General features: G+C 34.3%; 26 protein-coding genes. 9 read left to right on the plus strand and 17 right to left on the minus strand.

What is annotated here, in order from left to right:
• From AAC084_RS19815 to AAC084_RS19865, 11 genes are all read right to left on the minus strand, one after another.
• Positions 1–1,121 (minus strand): FAD-dependent oxidoreductase (locus AAC084_RS19815; protein ID WP_339842043.1); only part of this gene is annotated, 1,121 nt, incomplete at its 3' end.
• A 52-nt stretch (positions 1,122–1,173) separates the two neighbouring features.
• Positions 1,174–1,782: an organomercurial lyase gene (merB, locus tag AAC084_RS19820; protein ID WP_026775753.1), complete on the minus strand. Its 609-nt coding sequence runs from the start codon at positions 1,780–1,782 to the stop codon at positions 1,174–1,176.
• Positions 1,783–1,842: 60 nt separating this feature from the next.
• Positions 1,843–2,472, minus strand: coding sequence for a DUF2652 domain-containing protein (locus AAC084_RS19825; protein ID WP_051931089.1), 630 nt, complete (start codon positions 2,470–2,472; stop codon positions 1,843–1,845).
• A 117-nt stretch (positions 2,473–2,589) separates the two neighbouring features.
• The gene (locus tag AAC084_RS19830) at positions 2,590–3,558 is read right to left on the minus strand and encodes a hypothetical protein (RefSeq protein WP_034887665.1); all 969 of its coding nucleotides are present in this window, start codon (positions 3,556–3,558) and stop codon (positions 2,590–2,592) included.
• 20 nt (positions 3,559–3,578) lie between these two features.
• Positions 3,579–3,980 (minus strand): hypothetical protein, encoded by a 402-nt coding sequence (locus AAC084_RS19835; RefSeq protein ID WP_218773370.1) that lies wholly within the window; start codon positions 3,978–3,980, stop codon positions 3,579–3,581.
• A gap of 22 nt (positions 3,981–4,002) precedes the next feature.
• Complete coding sequence (locus AAC084_RS19840; protein WP_339842044.1) at positions 4,003–4,230, minus strand: hypothetical protein; 228 nt, start codon at positions 4,228–4,230, stop codon at positions 4,003–4,005.
• Between the two features lie 109 nt (positions 4,231–4,339).
• Positions 4,340–4,672 (minus strand): cation transporter, encoded by a 333-nt coding sequence (locus tag AAC084_RS19845; RefSeq protein WP_339842045.1) that lies wholly within the window; start codon positions 4,670–4,672, stop codon positions 4,340–4,342.
• 17 nt (positions 4,673–4,689) lie between these two features.
• On the minus strand, positions 4,690–5,640 hold the full coding sequence (locus AAC084_RS19850) for a YncE family protein (protein WP_165776544.1): 951 nt from the start codon (positions 5,638–5,640) through the stop codon (positions 4,690–4,692).
• 38 nt (positions 5,641–5,678) lie between these two features.
• Positions 5,679–6,275 (minus strand): mercuric transport protein MerTP, encoded by a 597-nt coding sequence (merTP, locus tag AAC084_RS19855; RefSeq protein ID WP_339842046.1) that lies wholly within the window; start codon positions 6,273–6,275, stop codon positions 5,679–5,681.
• Between the two features lie 10 nt (positions 6,276–6,285).
• The gene (locus tag AAC084_RS19860; protein ID WP_339842047.1) at positions 6,286–6,657 is read right to left on the minus strand and encodes a metalloregulator ArsR/SmtB family transcription factor; all 372 of its coding nucleotides are present in this window, start codon (positions 6,655–6,657) and stop codon (positions 6,286–6,288) included.
• A 236-nt stretch (positions 6,658–6,893) separates the two neighbouring features.
• Positions 6,894–7,478: an N-acetylmuramoyl-L-alanine amidase gene (locus AAC084_RS19865; RefSeq protein ID WP_339842048.1), complete on the minus strand. Its 585-nt coding sequence runs from the start codon at positions 7,476–7,478 to the stop codon at positions 6,894–6,896.
• 237 nt (positions 7,479–7,715) lie between these two features.
• Here AAC084_RS19865 and AAC084_RS19870 point away from each other — a divergent pair, with 237 nt between their 5' ends.
• From AAC084_RS19870 to AAC084_RS19910, 9 genes are read left to right on the plus strand one after another with little or no spacing between them, the layout of a single operon-like run.
• Positions 7,716–8,003 carry a hypothetical protein gene (locus tag AAC084_RS19870; RefSeq protein ID WP_089369763.1) on the plus strand — a complete coding sequence of 96 codons (288 nt, stop codon included), beginning with the start codon at positions 7,716–7,718 and terminating at the stop codon, positions 8,001–8,003.
• A gap of 36 nt (positions 8,004–8,039) precedes the next feature.
• Positions 8,040–8,324 carry a hypothetical protein gene (locus AAC084_RS19875; protein ID WP_089369764.1) on the plus strand — a complete coding sequence of 95 codons (285 nt, stop codon included), beginning with the start codon at positions 8,040–8,042 and terminating at the stop codon, positions 8,322–8,324.
• Positions 8,311–10,713, plus strand: coding sequence for a TraG family conjugative transposon ATPase (locus tag AAC084_RS19880; protein WP_099543816.1), 2,403 nt, complete (start codon positions 8,311–8,313; stop codon positions 10,711–10,713). Before AAC084_RS19875 ends, AAC084_RS19880 begins: the two co-directional genes overlap by 14 nt.
• A 46-nt stretch (positions 10,714–10,759) precedes the next feature.
• A complete protein-coding gene (locus AAC084_RS19885; RefSeq protein WP_339842085.1) occupies positions 10,760–11,350 on the plus strand; it encodes a conjugal transfer protein in 591 nt (196 codons plus the stop codon).
• A gap of 2 nt (positions 11,351–11,352) precedes the next feature.
• Positions 11,353–12,195 carry a hypothetical protein gene (locus tag AAC084_RS19890; RefSeq protein WP_303507634.1) on the plus strand — a complete coding sequence of 281 codons (843 nt, stop codon included), beginning with the start codon at positions 11,353–11,355 and terminating at the stop codon, positions 12,193–12,195.
• An 11-nt stretch (positions 12,196–12,206) separates the two neighbouring features.
• Entirely contained in the window at positions 12,207–12,821 is a 615-nt protein-coding gene (locus tag AAC084_RS19895; RefSeq protein WP_339842049.1) for a conjugal transfer protein TraK, read from the plus strand.
• Between the two features lie 30 nt (positions 12,822–12,851).
• Entirely contained in the window at positions 12,852–13,781 is a 930-nt protein-coding gene (traM, locus tag AAC084_RS19900; protein WP_339842050.1) for a conjugative transposon protein TraM, read from the plus strand.
• Entirely contained in the window at positions 13,778–14,608 is an 831-nt protein-coding gene (locus AAC084_RS19905; protein ID WP_339842051.1) for a DUF4138 domain-containing protein, read from the plus strand. Before traM ends, AAC084_RS19905 begins: the two co-directional genes overlap by 4 nt.
• A 7-nt stretch (positions 14,609–14,615) precedes the next feature.
• Complete coding sequence (locus AAC084_RS19910) at positions 14,616–14,978, plus strand: hypothetical protein (RefSeq protein WP_339842052.1); 363 nt, start codon at positions 14,616–14,618, stop codon at positions 14,976–14,978.
• Positions 14,979–14,985: 7 nt separating this feature from the next.
• Here the strand turns inward: AAC084_RS19910 and AAC084_RS19915 are convergent, their stop codons facing one another.
• The 6 genes from AAC084_RS19915 to AAC084_RS19940 all read right to left on the minus strand — a co-directional run bounded on the left by AAC084_RS19915 (position 14,986) and on the right by AAC084_RS19940 (position 22,556).
• Positions 14,986–15,606 carry a hypothetical protein gene (locus AAC084_RS19915; RefSeq protein ID WP_099543826.1) on the minus strand — a complete coding sequence of 207 codons (621 nt, stop codon included), beginning with the start codon at positions 15,604–15,606 and terminating at the stop codon, positions 14,986–14,988.
• Between the two features lie 3 nt (positions 15,607–15,609).
• Positions 15,610–18,714 carry an N-6 DNA methylase gene (locus AAC084_RS19920; RefSeq protein WP_099543828.1) on the minus strand — a complete coding sequence of 1,035 codons (3,105 nt, stop codon included), beginning with the start codon at positions 18,712–18,714 and terminating at the stop codon, positions 15,610–15,612.
• Between the two features lie 204 nt (positions 18,715–18,918).
• Positions 18,919–20,499: a type IV secretion system DNA-binding domain-containing protein gene (locus AAC084_RS19925; RefSeq protein ID WP_099543830.1), complete on the minus strand. Its 1,581-nt coding sequence runs from the start codon at positions 20,497–20,499 to the stop codon at positions 18,919–18,921.
• Positions 20,500–20,504: 5 nt separating this feature from the next.
• The gene (mobB, locus tag AAC084_RS19930) at positions 20,505–21,536 is read right to left on the minus strand and encodes a MobB family relaxase (RefSeq protein WP_099543832.1); all 1,032 of its coding nucleotides are present in this window, start codon (positions 21,534–21,536) and stop codon (positions 20,505–20,507) included.
• Between the two features lie 11 nt (positions 21,537–21,547).
• On the minus strand, positions 21,548–21,928 hold the full coding sequence (locus tag AAC084_RS19935; protein ID WP_099543834.1) for a BfmA/BtgA family mobilization protein: 381 nt from the start codon (positions 21,926–21,928) through the stop codon (positions 21,548–21,550).
• A 430-nt stretch (positions 21,929–22,358) separates the two neighbouring features.
• On the minus strand, positions 22,359–22,556 hold the full coding sequence (locus AAC084_RS19940) for a hypothetical protein (protein WP_339714476.1): 198 nt from the start codon (positions 22,554–22,556) through the stop codon (positions 22,359–22,361).
• Positions 22,557–22,566: the final 10 nt, after the last annotated feature.

Consider the following 22,566-nt stretch of genomic DNA (forward strand, 5'->3'; position numbering starts at 1 on the left):
ACAACAATATGTCCTTTTTCAACAATTTGTGTTGTAGAACCATCAGGACAGTTACAATGAATAATAGTATCGTTGCCCTCTTTTTCAAATTTAAAAGCTCTAAAATTTGGAAGAATTTCAATCCCTTCACTTTTCATTTGTTCAACTAAAACATCAGTAATGTCTTCGGTTTGACTTCGTAAAGGCCTATCGGTAAATTCTATGATACGTACTTTTACTCCTAAACGATTATATGCCATTGCCATTTCCAATCCGATATAACCTGCGCCCATTATGGTCAAGCTTTTGGGTTTTTCTTCCAAATCGAATAAGGACACATTAGTTAAATACCCAACTTCATTTAATCCTTCAATATTTGGAATATTCGTGGTTGCACCTGTTGCTATAACAACGTTTGTTGCAGTGTATGTGTCTTTACCATCAACAATAATGGTGTTGTTATTTACAAATTCTGCCCATCCTTTTAGCATCGTTAAGTTTTCAAAATCACTCACAACATCCATATACTTTTGCTGTTGCAGGGCTGCAACCAATGCTTTTTTGTCTTTTATTATTTGAGCAAAATCAATGTCAGCACCTTTTGGTTTTATTCCTGCAAAATTAGAATGTGTTGTATGGTAAGCCGTTTCAGCCGCACGGATTAAATTTTTGGAAGGTACACAGCCAACATTGACACAAGTGCCACCAAAATCTAATCCACCATTAACCATTAGTGTTGTGAGTCCTAAACTTTCAGCTTTTATGGCTGCTGAAAATGCAGCAGAACCACCTCCAATTACGATTAAATCGAATTGATTTTTTCCTTTGTTGGACGCTTTATCTGTCGTGCTATCCGAAATTGAATCACAACAATCCTCTTTTTCATTGCCTTTAACAACCGTATACTTACCAATGCTATTTACAGCGTTAATCAATTCCTCTTTATTCAACTTGGCAGTATCAAAAGTAAATTCTCCTTTACCAGTTTCGTGGTTCACAGAACTGATTAGAATACCATCTTTTTTATTGATATCCTTTTCGATATGTAATGAACAGCCACTACAGGTCATTCCTTCTATCTGTAATGAAACAGTTTCTGTTTTTTGAGATAACTCGTTTTTCTTTTTAAATAAATTCTTCATATTAAAAATGATTTGTTTTTATGTGGTGCTTAATAAATATAGGTGATTATTTTTAACAACATTTTAAGCCAATTTTATTCGATTCAAATAAATCTTCCATGGTTAATATCTTGCCATTTACATTGCTGTCAAGCCATTGTTTTGCGGTTTGTTCGCTTGCAAAAAAAAAGACGTGATTGCAAAAGGAACCTCTGATATTGCAAGAGTCCATTTTTTCAATCAAAGAGAGAAATATTGGATATGGATTAGATGATATCAAATGATCGCATTCAATATTCAACTCAATTATAGAATTGTCAATTGGGTCTTGAGATATAATTTGGGACGAAACATCCAGCCATTCGGTAAACAATATAGCGTCTAATGCACACCAAGTATAAAGTGTTTTGCCTTGCACTATAAACTTGTGGTTGGTAGGTGTAATCGACAAACCAGAAAAGGCTGTAATTTGGTTATTTTCATTTAGCTCTCCTAATAATTCCAACAGTGAATCAGCTTTCTCTTTAGTTGCATCGATAAGTGCATAAAATGTTGTTTTTGGCAGTGGATTGCCTTTAAGTAATTCCCTTTGGACATTCACGATAAAATTATTATCATCAAGTTGAATTTCAGATAACATGGTGTTTAATTGTTTGCCCAAATATTGCTTTGCTGTTTTCATTTTGTATATAATTTAGATTATGTTTATTTCATTTTCCGCACGAAGAAAATGCTGATCATTTTAACAAGTCGTACCTTGTCTGTTCTTTAAACTTAATGCCTTCAAATCGAAATAAGTAATACCAATATCACCGATGTCTTCTAAATTGAAAATGTCGTTGACCAATTCCGTATGGTTATCAAGATGAGTGCCTATAAGTGGAAATTGATTGCTAAAATTTTCCGTGAAAAGTATGTACTCATTTGAGCTAATTTTGTTTTTAAGAAGCCGATGTGCTATTATTAAATCTTTACCAAAGAGTTTACAATAGTCTTTTACCATTACAGAGCCAAGTTGTCCAAAATGAAGCACAAATTTTAGTGAAAGGTTATATAGATTTTGGCAAGACTCACACATACATTTCGATCGTTTAAATTCATCTATTCTTTGATGAAATTTGTCGAACATCAATTGACATTGACTAATTATTTCCGCTGCGGAAAATGGAAAATCATAACTGTAAAATAATATAGCATCACCTTCAATTTCAGAAATTTTAAATTTCAGGGAATTGTTTTCCAATAAGGATTCCAACAGCAATGCAATTTTATCTTGGCTATGTTCTATATTACACGAAGCAACATACTTTGTGAATCCGCTGATATCCGGAATAAGAATTAGAGACTGTTTACTTGTGTGACAAACTTCCATTTTGGCGAAATGTTTTAATTTATTTAAAAGTTAAATGACTATACCGATATAGTTTAATTAAAAGACTGGCTACATAAGCTTCAATTCTTAACCATCGTTTATTTGCCTCTATTCAAATTAATTTTTAGCAGTATTATTGTTTAAAAATGGCAATTCGGCTTTGTTAGAAGCCAAGTCGAAATTTTTTGTAACGTAAAACGATGCAGAAGCCGTATTTCCCAGTTGTGTTCCGTTATAATATCTATAAACTGGGATGTCTACAAGCAACGAAAAATTCCATTTATTTGTAGAGTAATTTAACTGTGGTGACAGGAAAACCAAATGACCTCCTGTGGCATCGAGCTTTGTGTCTTCAAAAGCATCTTTTCCTCTAAATTCGTGTCTTATCTGGGCAATTCCCGTATAATTGGATTGTTCCAAATTATAAGAGAAAAAGAATGCTGAAATCAATGCGGGTCCAAATTTATAATCTTTATAATCTTTGTAATTAATCTCTATTCTATTAATTAAGAATAATTGAATGCCATTAATAGGATAGCCTTTGTATAAAAAAGATTGACCAATAATTCCCATTGCATGTGATGATGTTTGAACATCCCTTGGCAATACTACATTGTTTTCTCTTGCATAATCTAAAATAAAAGGGAACTTAACACCTGATGAAACAGTCCACTCAAAAGGATTGTTTAAATTTGCTAAAACATTATACTTTGCAGAAATTATACCATTGCTAATACCTTGGTTTTTGATGTTTACATCAGATTCGAAATCATATATTTGAGATTTATCTAAATAATACCCAAATTCTGTTTCCACTGTGAGCTTATTAAATAAGCCATAAGACAAAATAGTTCCAACGTATTGATAGCTTGCTCTTTTTACAAGATTAAATATAGACTTATCGCTACCAGACCAATACCCAGCAGATTCACTATAACTAAAAAAAGAAGTGAAACGAAAATTATTCTTTTCAAGTATCCCAATATTTGTGCTCCCTCCAACTGGTATTCCTGCAGAACAACATTGAGCATTGACACTTTGGTACATAAACAATAAACTTATAAGTATAAAAATTAATTTCTTCATTTAATTAACTGTAATAGTCACTAAAAACTAACTTCAATAGTCACTGATTTGTGCTTCCAAGTATTCAGATTATCTCTAATAGAACATGTTATGGTATTACTCCCTTCACAACAAAATGCAGCTGTATAAGTTATTTGCTCACCGCTACCAACAATATCACCAAGGCTGGCAGACCAATAATATTCTAGTCCTTCTCCTGTAGCAGTTGCTGTAATAAGCGTACTCTCTCCAGTAGGTAAGGTTGTTTCATCTGCTATTAAGCTTGTATATTCAATTGTTGAGTTTGGGTTATCATCTCCGTTATCATTCCCATTCTCATCTAAAGCTTGCTCTTGAATCTGTTCATCATCATAAATTGTACAACCAACAGTGAAAGCTGATACTAACGTTATGACGACGAATAAGATTATTAATTTTTTCATGATTTTTAGATTTAGATTAACATTATCTATTATCATTTTTGGTTTCAAAACCTATTTTCTTTTTAAATTTTATAACTAATTTTTCTTTAGGTTTAAGAAACTCTTCAATAATTTTCTTACAATCACTGATAGGCTTTCCAATTAGTTTATCTATCAGTTCCTGTGGCGGATTTTGCAATTCGCAATCGCCAATCTCTATGCAACAATTCAAGTGGTCCGGATTGAAAACTTCCTTCTTTGAATGTTTCATACAAATAATTATTTTATTTAAATACTTAAATATATTTTGAAAAAAATTTGTGCTCCATATACACAAATTTTTTATTGATTAGTCTATTAACAATTTCATTGTTGATAGACTAACTTTTAGGTTTCATCAAACTCGCTGTATATGGTGTTTCATTAATCGCCTTAATAATGGCTTCTACTGTAGTTAACTTGGGATTGAAAGTCACAACCGCTCTGTCCTCTTTATACTCGACCAACGGTTCTATAACTCCCTCTACTTTTTTTAAAGCTTTCATCACATGGTTTGAACAAGACATGCAAGTCATGCCAGTGACTTTTAAGGTAACCGTTTTAACATCTTTACTAGTTACTTCTTTTTGAACTTCTTTGTTGTTGCTTTGTGCATTTGCTTGAAAAGATATTAAAAACAATGCTAGAACTGGTAATACTAATAATTTCTTCATAACTATATACTTTAAGATTATTTATTGATTATTGATATTGAATTGTCTCCATAATTAGAGACATATAATTTGCTGCCAATAGGTATAACCCCAATCGGTTTATTACCTGTTTTATATGAAATTGATTTCTTTTTGAGTGAAACTGCATCATACACGTATACTTCGGACAAATCAAAACTTACAACGTATAACAAATTTTCATCTTCTGATAAGACAGCTTCTTCTGGTGTTTTTATGTTTTCTATTTCCTTTACAATCTCTCCGTTTTTGGTATCTATAATATGAATTTTGTTTCCAAAGAAATTACTTATATATAATAGCGAACGGTCTTCGTTGCTGTGTATGAGTTCTGGTTTTCCTCCTGTTGTAATAATAGATTGTTTTCCTGTTTCAATATCAATTACAGAAATGCTTCCATCTTCTGTATTGGTAACGAACAGTTTTGAATCATCCTCAGAGATACCTATTCCGTCTGGTCCTTTTCCTGTAGAGAATGTTTTTAATATATTGAGAGTAGTAGCTTCCAATTGAAATACTTTATTGTCATCTATAGCTATTACATATATTAAATTTCCTTTTTTATTTGCAGTAATTCCACCTATATGAGTTTCAAATAGTTTCTCTTTTATAATCGTATGATTGTCAGAATCAATTATAACAACTTGCTTATCATAACCGCTCGCCGCAAGTAAATTACTTTCTGCTAACTGAGCAAAACCCCAAGGATACCTTATGCCTTCTATGTTTTTTAATACTTTATCTGTTTGGGTATCAATAACTGAAATTAATGTGTCCTCTACATTTGCAACATATAAAAAGGATTTATCAGGTGTTAAAAATAGCGCATCAGGTCCTTTGCCTACATATACAACCGAAGAACTGGTATTATTATCAACAGTATTACCCTCAATAATAGTCGTATCAGCTACTCTTTGTTTTTCCTTACAAGAAGTGAGTAATATGGTCATTATTAATAGGTAAAGAAACTTTCTCATCAATACCACACTTATTTGTTTATTACTTTATACCCTGTAGAATTAATTGCTTTTTCAATTTGTTCTTTAGAGGTTTTTGTATTGTCAAATTCCACTTCGGCATTAGCATTCTCATAAGAAGCAGCTACATTAACAATACCTTCTAATTCATTAACGGCATGTTTAACATGTTCCTCACAAGACGTACAGGTCATTCCCTTAACATCGAAGTTAACTGTTTGAATATCAGATTGGCTTACAACAACTACTTCCTTTTTATTGTCTGGGTAAAAAATTGAAGAATAATAAGGAAATGCAATTGAAACTACAGCAAATAATGTTATGCCAATTAAAAAGCCTTTGGTTTGATACCATTTTGGTTTTGCATCAACTTCGCAACAGTCATCGGCTTTTTTGGGCTTTAAGTAAGTATACCAGGCATACCCAATAGCTATTACAGCCAAACCTATTAAATAAGGCCTAAAGGGTTCCATCCATGATAATGCTGATGCACTTCCTCCTACACCTGCTATTAATGCAATAACTGGTGGTATGCAACACGATGATGCCGCAATAGCAGCAAACAGACCTGTATATGCTGCATTTTTTGATGTGTTTTCTGTTTTCATTTTTTAAAAATTATGCGATTTTTTTAATTAATTCTATGGATTTAAAAATACTTTCAAATAGCATCGTTTCATCACTATTTAATGAGTAGTAAAACGTTTGGCCGTCGCGTCGTGATGTAATAATTCCGGCATCTTTAATTTTACGAATATGTTGAGATATAGCAGGGACACTCATTTTTAGAATGTCTGCTAAATCACAAGGACACATTTCGCCTTCTTCTTCTAAAAGGTAGAGAATTTTTAAGCGTACCTCATTTCCAGCAATGGATAATAGTTTAGACATTTTTTTAAAGTTTATGTCCATACTTGCCAATGTTGACATACAGTTTAATAACTGTTTATGGTTGGCTTCTGCTCTTGTACAGGTTATTTCAAGTTTCATATTATTTACTTTAGACGCACAAATATATAATTAATTACTTCTTTAAGCAAATACTTAAATAATAAATATCAATTTGCGATAATTTTTAGTTTAGTTACTTTTGATAAAAGTGCTGGCGATATGCAGAAATAATCTAATTTCTGAAAGATTTATATAACAAAATCACTTCTGAAATAAATTGTATTACTATAGCTTTTAAACTTTTGGTTAACTCTAAAAAAATATCTTTCATAATGCTATTGCTGTTGTATGGATAGTAAAATGGCCAATGCCATAAATTTTATATTTGCGAAATTTGACAAATAACCGCCTTCATCTTTATTAGATAAGAAACCCAGCTCCAAGAGAACCGAAGCGCAATTATATACTGTTTCTCGAAGCACCTGAAAATTTGCAAACTTTACACCTCTACTCTCATATCCTATCTCTTTGCAAAGCGTCTTTTCAATTTGATAGCCGACATAAACAGATTCTTTAGAATATTCCGCTTGCTTTTTTGAAACATAAACTTCAATACCCCTAGCATTTGGATTATCCGAATGATTACAATGCAAGGAAACAAACACTTCAGCTTTTAGAGCTTTGGCTAGCTTCGTTCTATCCGATAGCGAAATAAGTGTATCATTATACCTGGTTAAATAAATATCCAGAGGCTTTTCTAAATTATTATTTAGCTTCAAAATGGCATTTGCAATACTCATTACAACATCTTTTTCTTTGATGCCATTTATACCTATTGCACCAAAATCTTTTCCACCGTGTCCAACGTCAATTACAATTCGTTTTTGAGTACTCGTTTCTTGTCCAAAAAAGATACACATTTTTAGAAGCAAAAAGACAAAACTGACGTTTTTGAGCACTTTTTTCATTTTCAATTTTCAGGTTATCAACAACTTTCCTTCAAAAACTCATAGAATTTGATACCAAATAATAGCAATTAAATTCAATTGATTTCAAAAAATATTTTATTCACAAATATTTGATTTTCAGTTATTTATAAACAAATATATGTAAATTTCTAACAACGAAAACAACACGAAAATCTAAACAATTTTATTATGAAAAAATCACACTATTTAGCATCAGTTCTTTCGCTCTTATCCACTTCGCTTTTCGCTCAAATTGGTGGCATAGAAGATTCCGTTAATGATGTTGGCGACACCATCAGAACCATTTTTCCAATTTTATTGGGTGTCATTTTCCTAGTTGGCTTTCTTTTTAATGCAGGGCATTTCTTTGGGGAAAATGCAGACCTTAAAAAAGGGATTACCAGAGTGCTTGTGTTTGTTTTGATTGCTGGCGCAGTTGTTGGCATCTTCACATACTTAATAGGAATCGTAGTATAAATGAACCCTCATCGAGGGCTTTATTAGAATAGCTGTATGAAGAAATACGAGGTCTATAAAAACATTAGGAAAAGGGCAGTCATTTTTGGGCTGCCTATTTCCCTGTTTGCGTTAATGATGGTTTCCATTTTGGCTTCGCTGCTCATCATAATCTTCTCTTTCAGCTTCGGGATAATAATTGGAATACTCGTTTTTAATGCTGCCTTGTACGTAGCCTTAACGAGAATAACACATAACCCACAAATTTTTCAGATGGCTAAGGCTTTTCCAAGAATAATAAGTAACAAAAGAAACTCTGGCTTCAACTATGAACAAGATTAATCTTTCAGCATATCAACCTATTGCAGATATTCAAGACAATATCATATTTGCCAATAATGGCAATGTAGTCCTGTGCTATGAAGGAACGTTACCAGAGATTTATTCCTTATCTGAAAAAGACTTTGAGGACATACACGGTGCCTGGTTTCAGGCTTTGAAATCATTGCCTATTGGTACAGTAGTCCAAAAACAGGACATCTACCTTAAAAAGACCTATACTTCAGAAGCACTTCCCAATAGAACATTTTTAGAAAAGGCTACGCACGACCACTTTAAAGGACGTGATTATATGGAACATCGTTGCTTTTTGTTCTTTACGCTCACTAAGAACAAGGCACTAAACAATTCAAAATATGTCAACCCTTTCCGAAAAGTTTCTAAGGGGATTGTCCAACAATTAGATGACAACATTAAAAGCTTTATCGGTTCTGTTAGTGATTCGGTTTCCTTCATAAACAATAGTCGTAAAATGAAGTTTGTTTCGCTCAACGCTCACGACATAAAGCAGTTAACCAATGGCTATTTCAATGGCTTTAATGATGGATTTGATACTGATATCATATTAGATAAAAAAAGCGTCAATATTGGCGAAAACCATTTTGATGCCCTGGCTATCAATAGCGAACTGTGCTTTGGCGAAAGTGTACAGAGTAGCAAAACCAATGAGAAATTCACTTCTGACGATTTTGTGTTTCATCAAGGGTTTATTGATGGCTTAGGGCTTACGCTTAATGAAAATCATATCGTCAATCAAATCTTATATCTGGATGACAAACAAAAGTGGCGTAAACTACTTGATAAGAAAGTTGAGGAACTCAACAAAAGTTCCAACTTCGGTTCGCAGAATAAAGTAGTCCTCGGTAAAATTCAGCATATCCTTGACCAAATCAACGCTGATGATAATGCACGCATTATTCGTGGTCATTTAAACATCATCTATTGGGACAAGAACCCAGAAAATTTAAGTCGAATTGGTTCAAAAATAAAGACCGAGTTTAAGGAACTAGACATTATTCCATACTACCCCAGAGGCGAGGAACGGAAGAACTATATACTAAATAGTTACTGCTGTTTTTCATCCAATTTTTCAAACAACGATTTATATGTTACTGATTTAAAACACGCCTTATGCCTTTTCATTAATAACACCAATTACAATTCCGATGCCATCGGAATCATCTTTAATGATAGGGAACATAACGTTCCAGTTCTAAAGGATGTTTGGGACGAGCGCAAGAAGCGCATTAAGGCACGAAACTTTGCCATTTTTGCCCCAACAGGTGAGGGCAAGTCCTTTTTGGCAAATAACATTCTACGCCAGTATTTTGAAAGTGGTGTCCGCCTGGTTATTATAGACCTCGGCGGATCCTACACCAAATTTGCCAAACTCTATCCCGAAAAATATACTGTGCTTCGCTATGAAAGTGGCAAAAACTTGGGTATCAATCCCTTTTATATAAGTGATACAAATGACCTGACACCTGAACGTTTGGAAGATTTATCAGTCTTTCTGTTTGAATTGTTTGCTTCAGACTTAAAAGTTACCAAAGCACAATCGGTTTCGGTCAAAAAGATATTGCGCCATTATTACAATAACACTACAAAAAATCATTCGCTGGATGGTTTCTACAACTTTATAGAGAGGAATCAGAAAGACCTTCTGGACACCTTAAAAATCCATCCCGACTACTTCAATATTACAAGCTTCTTGCACGTAATGTCCGAATATGTCGGCGATGGTCTATATAGCTTCCTTTTTGAAGTAAGCGAAGACCAGACCTATAAAATTGAGGATAAACGACTGATTGTTTTTGAGCTCGATGAAGTAAAGGATAACAAGGAAATCCTGTCAGTAATGTTGAAACTAATTAAGTCAGCCATCCAAAGAACTATTTGGAAAAACAGAGCTGAAAAAGGCATTATCCTTTTCGATGAGTTTGCAAAGCAATTGAAGTTTGAAAACGTATTGGAAAGTGTGGAATTCTACTATCAAGCGATTCGTAAACAGAATGGTGCGATAGGCATTATTCTTCAATCCATAAATCAGCTTCCCAACAATTCAACATCGGCAAGCATACTAGAAAATACACAGGTCATTTATAGCCTAAACAATGAAAAAGGTTATGACGAACTGGTCAAAAGACTCAATCTATCCAGCCACGATTTAAACCAATTAAAATCCATCAAAAACAATCTTTCTGGACCACGGAAGTATACCGAAATGTTCATCAAAATAGGAAAGGAAAGCAACATTTTTAGGCTGGAAGTTCCCAAAGAAGTGTACGCAGCCTACCTAACCGACGGACAGGAAAACGAGGCCATAATGGCCATTTATGAAAAGACCAATGATATGGAATTGGCTATTAAAAAATTCACATCTAAAACATAATATTATGAAATCGAAGATTCACGAATACCAAAACAAATTTTTTACAATGAGTAAAACAAAAATCAAAACAATCTTGTTCGGGCTATTCTTAACGGTTGGCCTTTTACTGCCTAGCGGTGCTACCGCTCAAGGAATGCCAGTTTATGACAATACCAACTTTGTAAGCTTGGTAAAATCGCTTGTGGAATCAGCAAAACAAACCTCACAACTTATCAAGTCCGTAAAGTTCTTGAAAGATGCAAAAGAAAGTATTGAGAAAGTATCAAGTGTGGTACAGCAACTCAGGGCGGTTCAGGAAATTGCCCAGAACAATCAACGCCTTATCAATGTAATGCAAAATGATTTGCAGGATATTTTAAACTCGCCTTACATCAAGCCCGAGGAAGTTACACGGGTTGCAGAATCATTTGATGCCATAGTCCAAAACTCTTTGGACACGGTTGATTTTATGGGCGAAATATTATCTAGCGATAATCTTAAAATGTCTGATGCCGAACGTGCTGAAGTCCTAAAGCAAAAAGAACAGGAATCAAAAGAAATGGTTTCCAATATCAAGACAAAAACTAAGCGCTATCGTGATATCATTTCCTTTAGAAAAATGCAGGATAAAGTGAATAACCGAGAAACAGAATATTAATAATGACCGCAACCATACTTTTAGGGATTGGACTGGAATACGTTGACGCAGTGTTTCAAACCATACAGAACAGCAGTTTCTCGCAATATACTATTGCAGGAATGAAAACGCTTGCCGTTTTGTTCTTTCTGGTCAATATCCTTAAAAAATACAATGAAGGCATTGCGGATAAAGATGGTTATACTTGGGGATTAAGCCCAGGGGAATTGACCAAGAATTTTGCTGTTGTTCTTCTGGTCATATTTTCAACACAAGTCCTGGGCTTTTTCGATAGCATCTTGGTTTCTATTGAAGCACAATATCGTGGTACAGCACCGGCTTTATTGCCTTTACAGATGCAAGATATTCCTATTGAAGAGGATGTAAGTATCATCGAGGTGGCACAAGCGGCAATGACGTTATTATACGAAGCCTTGGTCACACCACTTTACGGTTTCAAAATATTCGCATTCATCATAAGCCTCTTTCTTTGGATATTAGACTTGTTCATCTACCCTCTATTTCTTGCCGAACGCTATTTCCTCTTAGGCATAATGCAAGCTTTTTTCCCACTCGTAATAAGTCTGGCAGTTTTTGAAAAATTCCGTTCGCTTGCCTATACATTTTTCAAATTATACGCTGCCGTTTATATGTTGGTGCCGGCTTTCTTTTTGGTCAATGTATTTGTAAATGCCCTCTATACTGAAATCAATACGAACTTCTGGACAAACCTTTTTGGGACAGATGTTGGCCAGGGCTTTTTTGCACCTGTGGTTCAACTTGGTTCAGTTGGCTTCATTGTTTTTCTAAAATTCAAATTATACAAACGTGCCACATCATTTACCCTCAGATTGTTTACCAGTTAATTCCAATGAAAATGAAAACACCTTACAAAAATATCTACGCAGTCTTAAAATTGAACAGATTTATCGTGTTGACAGTTGTCATTTTTGCAATGCTATCCAGTACCTTTTCACTATTGATGGTATATAAAACGAATAAAGAAACTCTTAATAGTGCCTTTGCCATTAATACTGATGGAAGTATTATTCCCCTCAAGCTCGTCACACAAAAAGAAAACTTCAAGGTAGAAGCTCTCGCACATTTGGATTTGTTCCATAACTATTTCTATAACATCGATGCCAGTAATTATGAACGCAATTTGGAAAAGGCATTATGGCTGGGCAATAGTTCTGTGGACAATCTCTACCGCCAGAAAAAAGCGGATGGTGTCTATAACCGTTTGCTACAATATTCGCTAGTTCAGAAAGTACTGAGTATTGATTCACAAATCGAAGAACAAAACGGAACATACGTCTTCAGAACCGTTACCATTTTTGAAATCAATAGAGGTTCAATAATCGATACCTACGAACTTGTTTCTAGTGGAAACTTAATTCCAGTTGACCGAAACTTTCCAAACAATCCGCACGGGTTGTTGATTACAAACTATTTCGAGAACACATTAAAAAAAATAAATGATGAAAGTTGAGCCGATAATCGGCATTTAAAAACCACGATTATGAAAGTAGAAAAGAACAAAATTGTATTTACAGCTGTATTGGTTGTGATTTTCATATTCCTGATATCCTATTCTATGATGGTAATGGGCGATGACGAAAGTGAAAATGAAAACCTTGAACAGACCTTGATACCCGATTTGGATGAAAACCAAAAAGAGTATGATTCAAAACTAGATGCCATCAATGATTTAAAGGAAGTGCGCGAAAATAATGCGCCCAGCATCTATGACGAAAAACTGATTGATTCCTTGGGCTTTTATGACCCAGACCTTCCAGAACGAGAAAAAGAACGCATTGTAGATAGTATTTATGATGCTGGTAAGATTCAATACTCTGAAAAGAAGTATGGGAATCTTGGGCAAAAGAAAGTTGCTCAAAACAATACCCAGCAAATTGATTCTGCTGAAATAAAGCGAGAACAAAAAATTGAAGCTAAAGAATTAGGACTGGAACATCAACTGTTCTTTGCCGCTGCGCCTAAACCCAATGAAGTTTCCATTATAGGCAATACAGATGATACTATTTATGTAGTCGTAGATGGCGACCAGGTTGTTAAAGCCAATACTCGATTACGAATGCGCCTTACCAAATCGGCAACTATCAATGGTAAACTGATGCCAAAGAATACACCAGTTTTTGGGTTTATAAGTTTTCAGCCAAATCGTGCTTTAATCGAAATTGAAAACATAAAGCATCATCCTACCAAACTAAAAGCTTTCGATTTATTGGATGGCAGCGAAGGTATCTATGTACAAAACAATTTTAGAGCAGAAGCTACCACGGAAGTTTTGGATGATGTCATAGGCGATATCAACATTCCGACTGTTCCACAAGTGGGTGGCATTACACAGGTATTTAGACGTCGTAATAGAAGCGTGAAGGTAACTGTACTTAACAACTACAAATTAATTCTAAAACCAAAATTATGAGAACCCTATTTTTAATATTGATATCATTGATTTCTGCTTTCGCAAAAGCGCAAACAAGCACGGTACTAGACACAATTTACGCAAACGACACTAAAAATGTCGCGCTATTTTTCCCAGAACCCATAAGACAGGGCATAACCGGTTCAGATAATTTTGTCTTTACCTACAATCGTGAAAAAGAACAGTATTTCGGATTACTTCAGGCGAAGCCTGGGAAAGAAAGTAATCTACTGGTAGTCAATAGAAATGGTGCAATTTTTTCGTATATTGTAAGATATAAAAAGCAGCTATCAAAGCTCAATTATTTCATTCCATTTTCAAATAGTATTGGGAATGAAAAACCAATAGTAACCGATTCGATTCAGGTTGTAACTTCTGAAAAAAATATAGATAACAGAACCTACTATTATCAAAAATTCTGCTCCTATCTTCTTAACAGAAACCAACGTATCGGTCGGATTAAGAAGCGAACGCAAGGCATTGGTTTGACTGTTGAAAATATTGTTTTTGATAAAGAAGAACTCTACTTCGTTGTCCGGATTGAGAATAATTCTACGATGGATTACGATTTGAATTTCTTGAACCTTTCCATCGAGACTCGACAAAAAGGGAAAAGGAAATCTTTACAAAGTTTGTATCAAGAACCTATTTACAAGCAGCATCTGCCTTCAAAAATTGCAGAAGGTAAAATGGTGCGGTTTGTTTACGTTATGCCCAAATTTTCATTATCAGATGACCGTAGGGCAATTTTGGAATTGAACGAGAAGGATGGCGAACGCAATATAAAACTGAATATATCACATAGATATATCAATAACCCAAATTAATAATATTATGAAAAATTTAGTCATTTGCTCACTCGTACTTTTATTCATTTCTTGTTCAGAAAACAAGAATATGTCTCACACAGAAACCGCACAAATTGTTGCTGAAAGTTTTTTCTCAAAAGATAAATCAATTCTAAAAAAACATACAACACCAGCAGGTTATAGCAGTTTAATTATGGGTCTGAATGCGATGCCAGATTCCGATAAAGTAATCAAAGTAGAAATTTTGGAAGAAGCCATTGATGGGGAAATTGCTTGGGTAAAATACAAAACGTCTTTTGATGGAAAGTCAGGTATCTTTAAGCTCGTTAAGGAAAATGACGAATGGAAAGTGACTAGCAAAGGTCCGAGGGAAAAAGGGCCTTTTTAATAAACTTTTAGGCACTATTCAAAGTGGTAAAATCAAACATAAAATGTCTTATTACCATATCATCAGGGTGCTCTGATTCGTAATATTTATCGTGTAAGTGATAAAGTTTGGGTTTCAAAAATTCAGGCTGCCTGTCGTCTTTTTTTAAAAGCTTATTAACTCCGTCCACAGTATTGTCCAAATCTCCTTCAAGCACATACCCAAGTAGGCATCCGTTCTCATATTTCTTGGAAACAAAACTGTTAATTCCAGTATCAATATAACGTCGTTTTAAGCCAGAATCTTTTTCTTTAAGATTTTTGGCTTCCATATGGTATTCATACTCTAAGGAAGAATTTATGGTTACCAATCTAAGGTCTATTCTAGGTAGTTTTGCTGCAAAACCCTTTTCCCTTTCTATATCATCTTTTGGTAAATGCTGCTCAACATTCGTAACGATGCTCCACTTTAATCTTATTGGATTTTCCTTGATGTGTTCGTGCAATTCCGAAGTAATGTCATTTTCATCCCAGTTGAGTTTGATGACTTTGGTTTCCATAGCTGAAACATAAGATTCTGTTATCAGCTGAAAGCATTTTTCTTCAAAGCCTCTTTTGAAGCTGGCAACTATTACTTTGTTTAATCCCATTTACTATACTTCATTAAGGATTTCCAGTATTAATTCTGAAGCATCTTCAATCGCCATCGATTGAGTCCAGAATCGTCTCTGATTGGGACGAACAATAAAAATCTCGTTGCCTGTTTTATAATTTAATTTTTTTCTGAAATAGATGTTAGTTGCTTTCTTTTGCCACAATTCTTTATCCAAGTCCCGCAATATGTCGTGTATATCAACACTAGATATTGAAACTTCCTTTTCAGAATCTCCAAACGCAACCTTAGTTATCATTAAGGGTGAGAAATGTCTTATGTTTTCATAAACGGTACAATTAGCGTAGAGATTCTGATTTTGTAAAAAGTCATTTAAATGCTGCGAAACCTTTATGGCATAATCTTGAATTTCATCTTTGTTAGTTGGACCAAGAACATATTGATACCTCTTAATTAATAATGGAATTGTAAATTCTACAAAATTGTCTACAATTAAGCCTTCATCGATTGAAAAGTTAAAACATTTAGATATATAACTATCAATCTCCTGTTCAAACTTTTTCGTATTTGTGTTAAAAATTTTAGATTCTTCAATTATCATCCTATCGTAAATATCAGCAAGATGATATAAGTTCTTTTTAGACAAAGAAAATGGTAGTCGATAGACTTCATTAGGTTTGATTTCTTCTCTTTCTATTCCAATAGATGCTGAACATAAGAAAAGATAATAATAAGCAAGTTTGGAATTTATAAAACACGTTAACCCTTTAAGTACTTTTGAATCAGTATGACTCAGACCTAGAACTTTACTATTAAACGAACAGGCTTCATCTTCATAAGAAGCACAAATTTTCCAGTTGGAAAGACCTTCTTTAATTAGAATATGTGGTGCAAAATAAGTCTTTTTCGCTCCCACACGTCTAAATACATTAATTGTAGGTAAGTCATCTACCTGCACACCGTAATGCTTAGCATATATTTCTTTTGACCGCTGAGTAAGCCCAGAATTTAAATCTGAAAATGAATGTGAAACGTAACGTCTAATATTCTTAGGGGCAATGTATCTATTTGGAATTTCATTATCTACTTTAGGATTTTTAGTGGAATTATTCAAAAACTGTAATCCAGAGCCCCTATCAATTTTTTCATCCGAAATAAACTGTTCGAGACCGTCTGAAGCATTTAGTTTTTGTATCAAATTTATATCTGCAATTCCACCCCACATTGCAATTTTCCAAATTTTTGAAGTTGGTTTTTTGCATTCTTCCCGTGGAAGATATTTCAAATCTGTGCCATCAATGCTAACACCTTCTATAACATTGGATTTAATGTAAGTCTTTGGCGCATAATAGATAATTGTGTCAGATTTTTTCTTAGGTTGACTTTTTCTATAAAATGCAATACTGATTGGTCCAGTTGCTGAACCAAACAATTGACCACCAAAATCTTTAGGTGCATTTCGTAATATCGAGAAATTATATATTTTCTCTACATAGCACTCATTGAAAAGCCACTTCCTGAAATTTTGATATGTTATTTTGGTATTGGTAAGGATTTTGGTATTGAAAATCAAGGCAATTTCTCCATTATCAGAGAACTTTGTCGCCTTATGAAGAAATGGAAGAACCATCTCCTTTGCGAACCCATATTTATCGCTATAATCTCGAATAGATTGGGATAGGTTCTTAGTGCCAAAAGGTGGATTCCCTACCACTAAATCAAAATCAATTTGTTCTATTTCTGGATTCTCCTTTATAGTATCTGTACGAAACAAATTATTGCCCTGTTCAAATAGAGTATCATCCGAAGGGTCATTTATCAGATATGGTAAGCGATAGTCTTTATTTTGCCAAATAGTCTTTGGATTCAGGTTATCAACCAAAGCCAAATAAAGACTAAAAGCGGCTACCTTGATTGACTGAGGGTGTATCTCTATACCAAATATATTATCCGTCAACAGCTTCTTCAGCTCATTAAAGTCTGTCAGCTTTTCTGAATTGGCATTTTCGTGACGTTTGACTAGACGTTTAAAACTTTCAACCAAAAAAATCCCCGAACCACAAGTAGGGTCTAATACCTTAACATTAAATTCTTTTTCCGTCCTAGAGATTGGTAATTTCTCATTCAATATGAGTTCAACTAGGGAAGGTGGTGTGTAATAAGTACCCGTATCTTGCTTTAAAGTAGGGTTTATTTCAGCGAGGAAATTCTCGTAGATTTCACTCAACAATTCTATTTGAATAATGCTAAAATCGAACAGGCGTAAATCTTCAAAAAGATTCTGCTGTAAGGAATTATCATTACCGTTGATAAAACACTTTCGAATAATTTTTAAATGTTCCCTAGAGATTGACTCATTGCTATCTACAGTAAAAACATTACCGTTAAAATATTCTTCTAGTTTTTTAAAAAGAGAATATGTTTTATCTGCATTGTCCAAAATGTCGAAATAAGACTTTGCACCTTTCTTTATTTCAGAATAAAATTTTTCATCAGTTGCACCTCTATCTTCTAAATACAGAAGAAATAGAGAACGCATTATTATTTTATGGATAAGGTTTATTTCTAATCCTTCTGCCTGTAGTTGCCTAGCAGTATAAGTAAGGCTCTCTACAAGGTACTTATCAACCCTTCGTTGAAGACTTATTTTCTTTCTAATCTCAAAAGCTTCTTCCAATGTCCATATGATACCTGTATCAATGGCAATGGTGGAAAAGAGGTTTTGAAGTTGTTTGAGCTTGGTTTTATCCGAGAACTTGTAAGACTCTATTTCGAGTGTTTTAAGCTCCTTCTTATAGTCAAAATCATCTGATTTGATTATAAGAGGTTTCTCGGCACAATTGTAAATACGGATTTCAGTTTCCGAATAAACATATAGAAAAATTACCTTTTTGAAGTTCCAGATTTTTTTTTGAGCCTTTGCAACTTGATGAAGAGCCCGGTCATCAAATTTTTTAACTTTTTTTAAAAAAACCGCAGGATAACTATTATGATTTTCGTCGGTACTGAAATAAATTTCATCAATACCGAAGTCTTTTACTTGATTAATTACAACTAACTGACTTTCAGAGATTTGATTAGATTCCGAAGTAACAGAGACGGCCTTATCCAAGCCTAAATTTTCTATTATATCAAAATCAATCATATCGAAAGTTGTCCAAAATACCTGATAGTTAGTTACATACTAAATTAATTCCAAAGGTACAAATGATTTTGCGATTTTGATAATCGAAGTTTTACTATTATTTGGACATATTCCAAAAATTTGGACAAATCATTCATTTGCTTCACTAACTAATTCATTAATAATATTATAATTCGGGCCTTAATTAACTTAAGTACAGAAGTGTTACTCAAATATCGACTTCGCTTCCTCATAAACTCTCTCAAAATTAGCCTCTAAATCAGCCTGAGAAAACGGTTTTGATACCATCGGTAATTCTCGTTGAATGTTAGCCAATTTAAACTGAACTTTCTTATCCTTTCCATCAGCATAGGTAATAAACTCGCCTTGTTTTAATCTAAAGAAAACATCTGCTCTAATTTTTGGAATTTCTTTTTCTCCAGTTGTAATACGTGTATCAAAATCGAGATTGTGTCCACGACTAATACTTTTGGTAGGGTCTTTAATTATTTCAAAAAAGCGTTCGTAATATTTAGCCGTGTCAGGGTCGTTTACCTTTCCAAAAAATTGATAGGAAAGATTACTTAATATAGCTTTGCTTGCTTTGTCGCCATACATCATATCGTTTTGAATTTTATCCTGCATCACATAAATAGTAGCGATATCATAACTACGCAAAGTTGCAGGGATTCTGTGCATATTCAATAATCGGATTGTTGGTGCTTCTTCCATCAACAAAAAAGAAGGTTTGGAATTCCGAACGCTCATTTGTTTGGTAATGGTGTGAATAATGGTAGCAATTACAGGCGAATAAGACGTTTCATATTTTGGATTGTTTACTACTGAAATTATTGCAGGGTTTTCTTCGCTATTGATATTCAATGGAACATCATCTACGGATAATGCCATAAAAATGCGCTGTGTGCTAATTCGTTTAAGTGCATTGGCCAGGGTGCTTTTGACGCCAGCTGTCTGCCTATCCGAATCCTTACCACTAATAAATGCATCTGCCATTGCTCTCGACGTGGTGTTGGTTTCCAAAAACTGAATAAGGCTATCTGTGTCCAATAATTGATAAATAGCTATCAAATGTGGAAGAGTACAGTATTTAGGATAGTCGGTTTTTAGTTTCCAAATCAAACCACCAATTAAACCTTCAGCTGCATCGTTAAAGAATTTTGTTGTACCAGTCGTTCCTGATTCCCTTTGCTCCAAAAGGTTTTCAATCAACACCCTAGAAACTTCGTTTACGCTTTCCTCGTTCTCTAAATAGTGGGGTGCGATAGGATTTACCCTATGGATGATTTTATCGAAGGAAATGACCTTAAACGGAATATCACTATCCTTGAATAGTGGATAAGCCATTTCGGTCAGCTCAAAATCTTTATAGTCGTGAATAATTCCGCAAAAACTCTCTTTCCGGAAATGTTTTAGAAATCCATAAACGACACTTTCGGTTTTTCCGCTTCCGGCGGATCCGATGACGGATGCGCCACGTTTAATATTATCTAATTTGAAGTTTCCTTTATTCGTAGAAAAACTGACCTGATATTTAGTGTTTCCATTTTGTGCGTTTTCAGTTTTATGCAGAAAAACGTACAGTCCTGTATTAATTAGCATAAGAGGACACACCAAATAAAGTAATATCGATACTAATTCATTTCCTTCAGAAGTATAGAAAACGAGAAATGAAAGCATAGTGATATTTAATAAAAATGCATATTTGCTTACTCGAAACATCGCATAGAAAACAGTACTGGTCAAACCAATGATTGAAAGTATCGTTATAAGATTGTCTATTTGCATACCCACTATATTCCTATTGAACTTGATTTTATGGCCACCTCTGCACCACGTCTTAATCGTTTGAAAACCCGAAGTGCAATTTGTGCTTGACTAACTGGAATACTGGGAACGATTGGTAATCCTGTTTTTGTAATCATTTTGAAAGCTAATGCTTTTTCGTTGGCTGGTAATTTCATCAAAGCAGCAAAGTAGAGCTTGGGATTTTTTACAAAATCCTTTCGTGCCTTATAGGTTTCGGCAAAGTTTCGTTTGTAGCCAAAAGTCTTGTCAAATGTCTTTTCTGCTTTCTCAAAAAATTTGTCTCTGTCAAAACCTCGTTTCACATTCTTACCGTGCATTTCAACTTCGGAAGCTTTGTGCTTGCTTCCTGGGGAAAGGCTAACAGAGTTGGAAGCGTCCTTTCTGCTCACGATGATATGGATATGACTTTGGTTTCCATCTTTTCGCATTCCCTGGACTATCCGTTTTCCATTTTGTTGATGTGGTGCTTGGCGTTCCAGTTTAGCAATTTCCTTTTTCATCTTTTTGATATTCCCTTCAGCTCGTCCTTCTTGGATGTTTCGGATATCCGTTTTGAGCTGAAGTATTTTTGTAGCAAAAGGTTGATTTTCTTTTATCTGCTTATCCGTTCCTTTAAATGTGCGTTGGTGTTCTATTTTAGCATAGTATTTTATGTCATCGATGGTTATGGGTCGCCCATTAATTTCCCTATTGAATGAAGCCACATAATCCTTCATCAATTCACGAGTGTAGCTTTTTAAATCTTGGCTGTTGTTCTGAAGTTTTCGTAATTCATATTTTGATGGACTGACCGTAATCGAATAAAACTTAGGTTCTTTCTTTTTTAATTTTGCGGTGTTTCCATCAATTTCTTTTACCACTTCTTCAGCAGAAATTTCATCGCCATATTGATTGAAAAAGTGTTCCATATCGTGCTGTTCCAAGCCTTGATTTTCTTTCTCTAAATAGCCTACAAAATCAGCCGAACTTTGTGAATAATTGTTACCTAATTTTTGAGGTGTTATTGTAATATACATAGCTCAAAAATTTATAGTTGGTTACTTGGGTTTTCCTTTTCGCGAAAGCGTACTTCCTTTTTCTCTTCAGCATATTTCTTTTCTACAATCAGCGGTTTTTTTGCTGGTTCTTCTGTTTCAAAGAGCGATTGAATCATAGCCACCGTAGGTTTTGTTTGCGTCTTTTCGACATCCCGCATTATGGCAATGACCGCATTGATTCTTTTGAGTAATTTAGCTTCAATGGTACGTCCTGTTGGTCCTAATTTTTCCTTTGGCGAAATTTCGTTGTAGAAGAAAAAATCCAGCATTGTGGACATTGCTTCGGTGTGCGATTTGAAGTAAGTGCGTGAGAATGTTTGGAAACGTTTTGCTGTTTCCTTTTTAAATCTAATTCCAGTAAATGAGTCCATATTTCGCCGATTTGTCGCAAAATCTTCCCTAAAAATGGGCGTTCCCAGCCCGTTTGTCGCAAATCGGTGATTGTCAGGAAATTAAAACATATTCAAGTCGCTGATAATCAGCTATTTGAAAACGAAAAGGAATCCGAAACATCGCGCAGCGTGTTACCCTCTTGCTATTCCTTTTCGTCACGCGCAAGCGTGACAAAAATCCATCCAATCCGGTTAAAAAACCGATTGCCATTTTAGGAAAATAATTTTCCGATATGTTATATTTCGATGTGTATGGTTATCGGCGAAAGTCGAAAAGTGGATAACCCTACTTTAATTTGTGTGCTGTATTTCCAGCGGAATAAAGATACGTTTTTTTATTGATATGATATAAATTGCATACAAAAGCACCTCCAGAATTTAGAGGTGCTTGTTTCTTATTTCAAAAAAATTAGATATTGAAAATGAATTTATAGGAATACAAATTCCGAAGGGCTTCTTCTTCAATCATCGTTTCAAAGCAAGTGTAATTCTTGGTTACGTATTTGCGAATACTATCGCCAAATTTTCGTTCAACATCTATTTTAGAATTCTCTAAAAGTCGGTTTTGAGCTTCTTCACTCAGGTCTGTAAAATTGAGATATACCATAGCTTTAGAT

This window comes from uncultured Maribacter sp., assembly GCF_963977385.1.
Taxonomy (GTDB): domain Bacteria; phylum Bacteroidota; class Bacteroidia; order Flavobacteriales; family Flavobacteriaceae; genus Maribacter.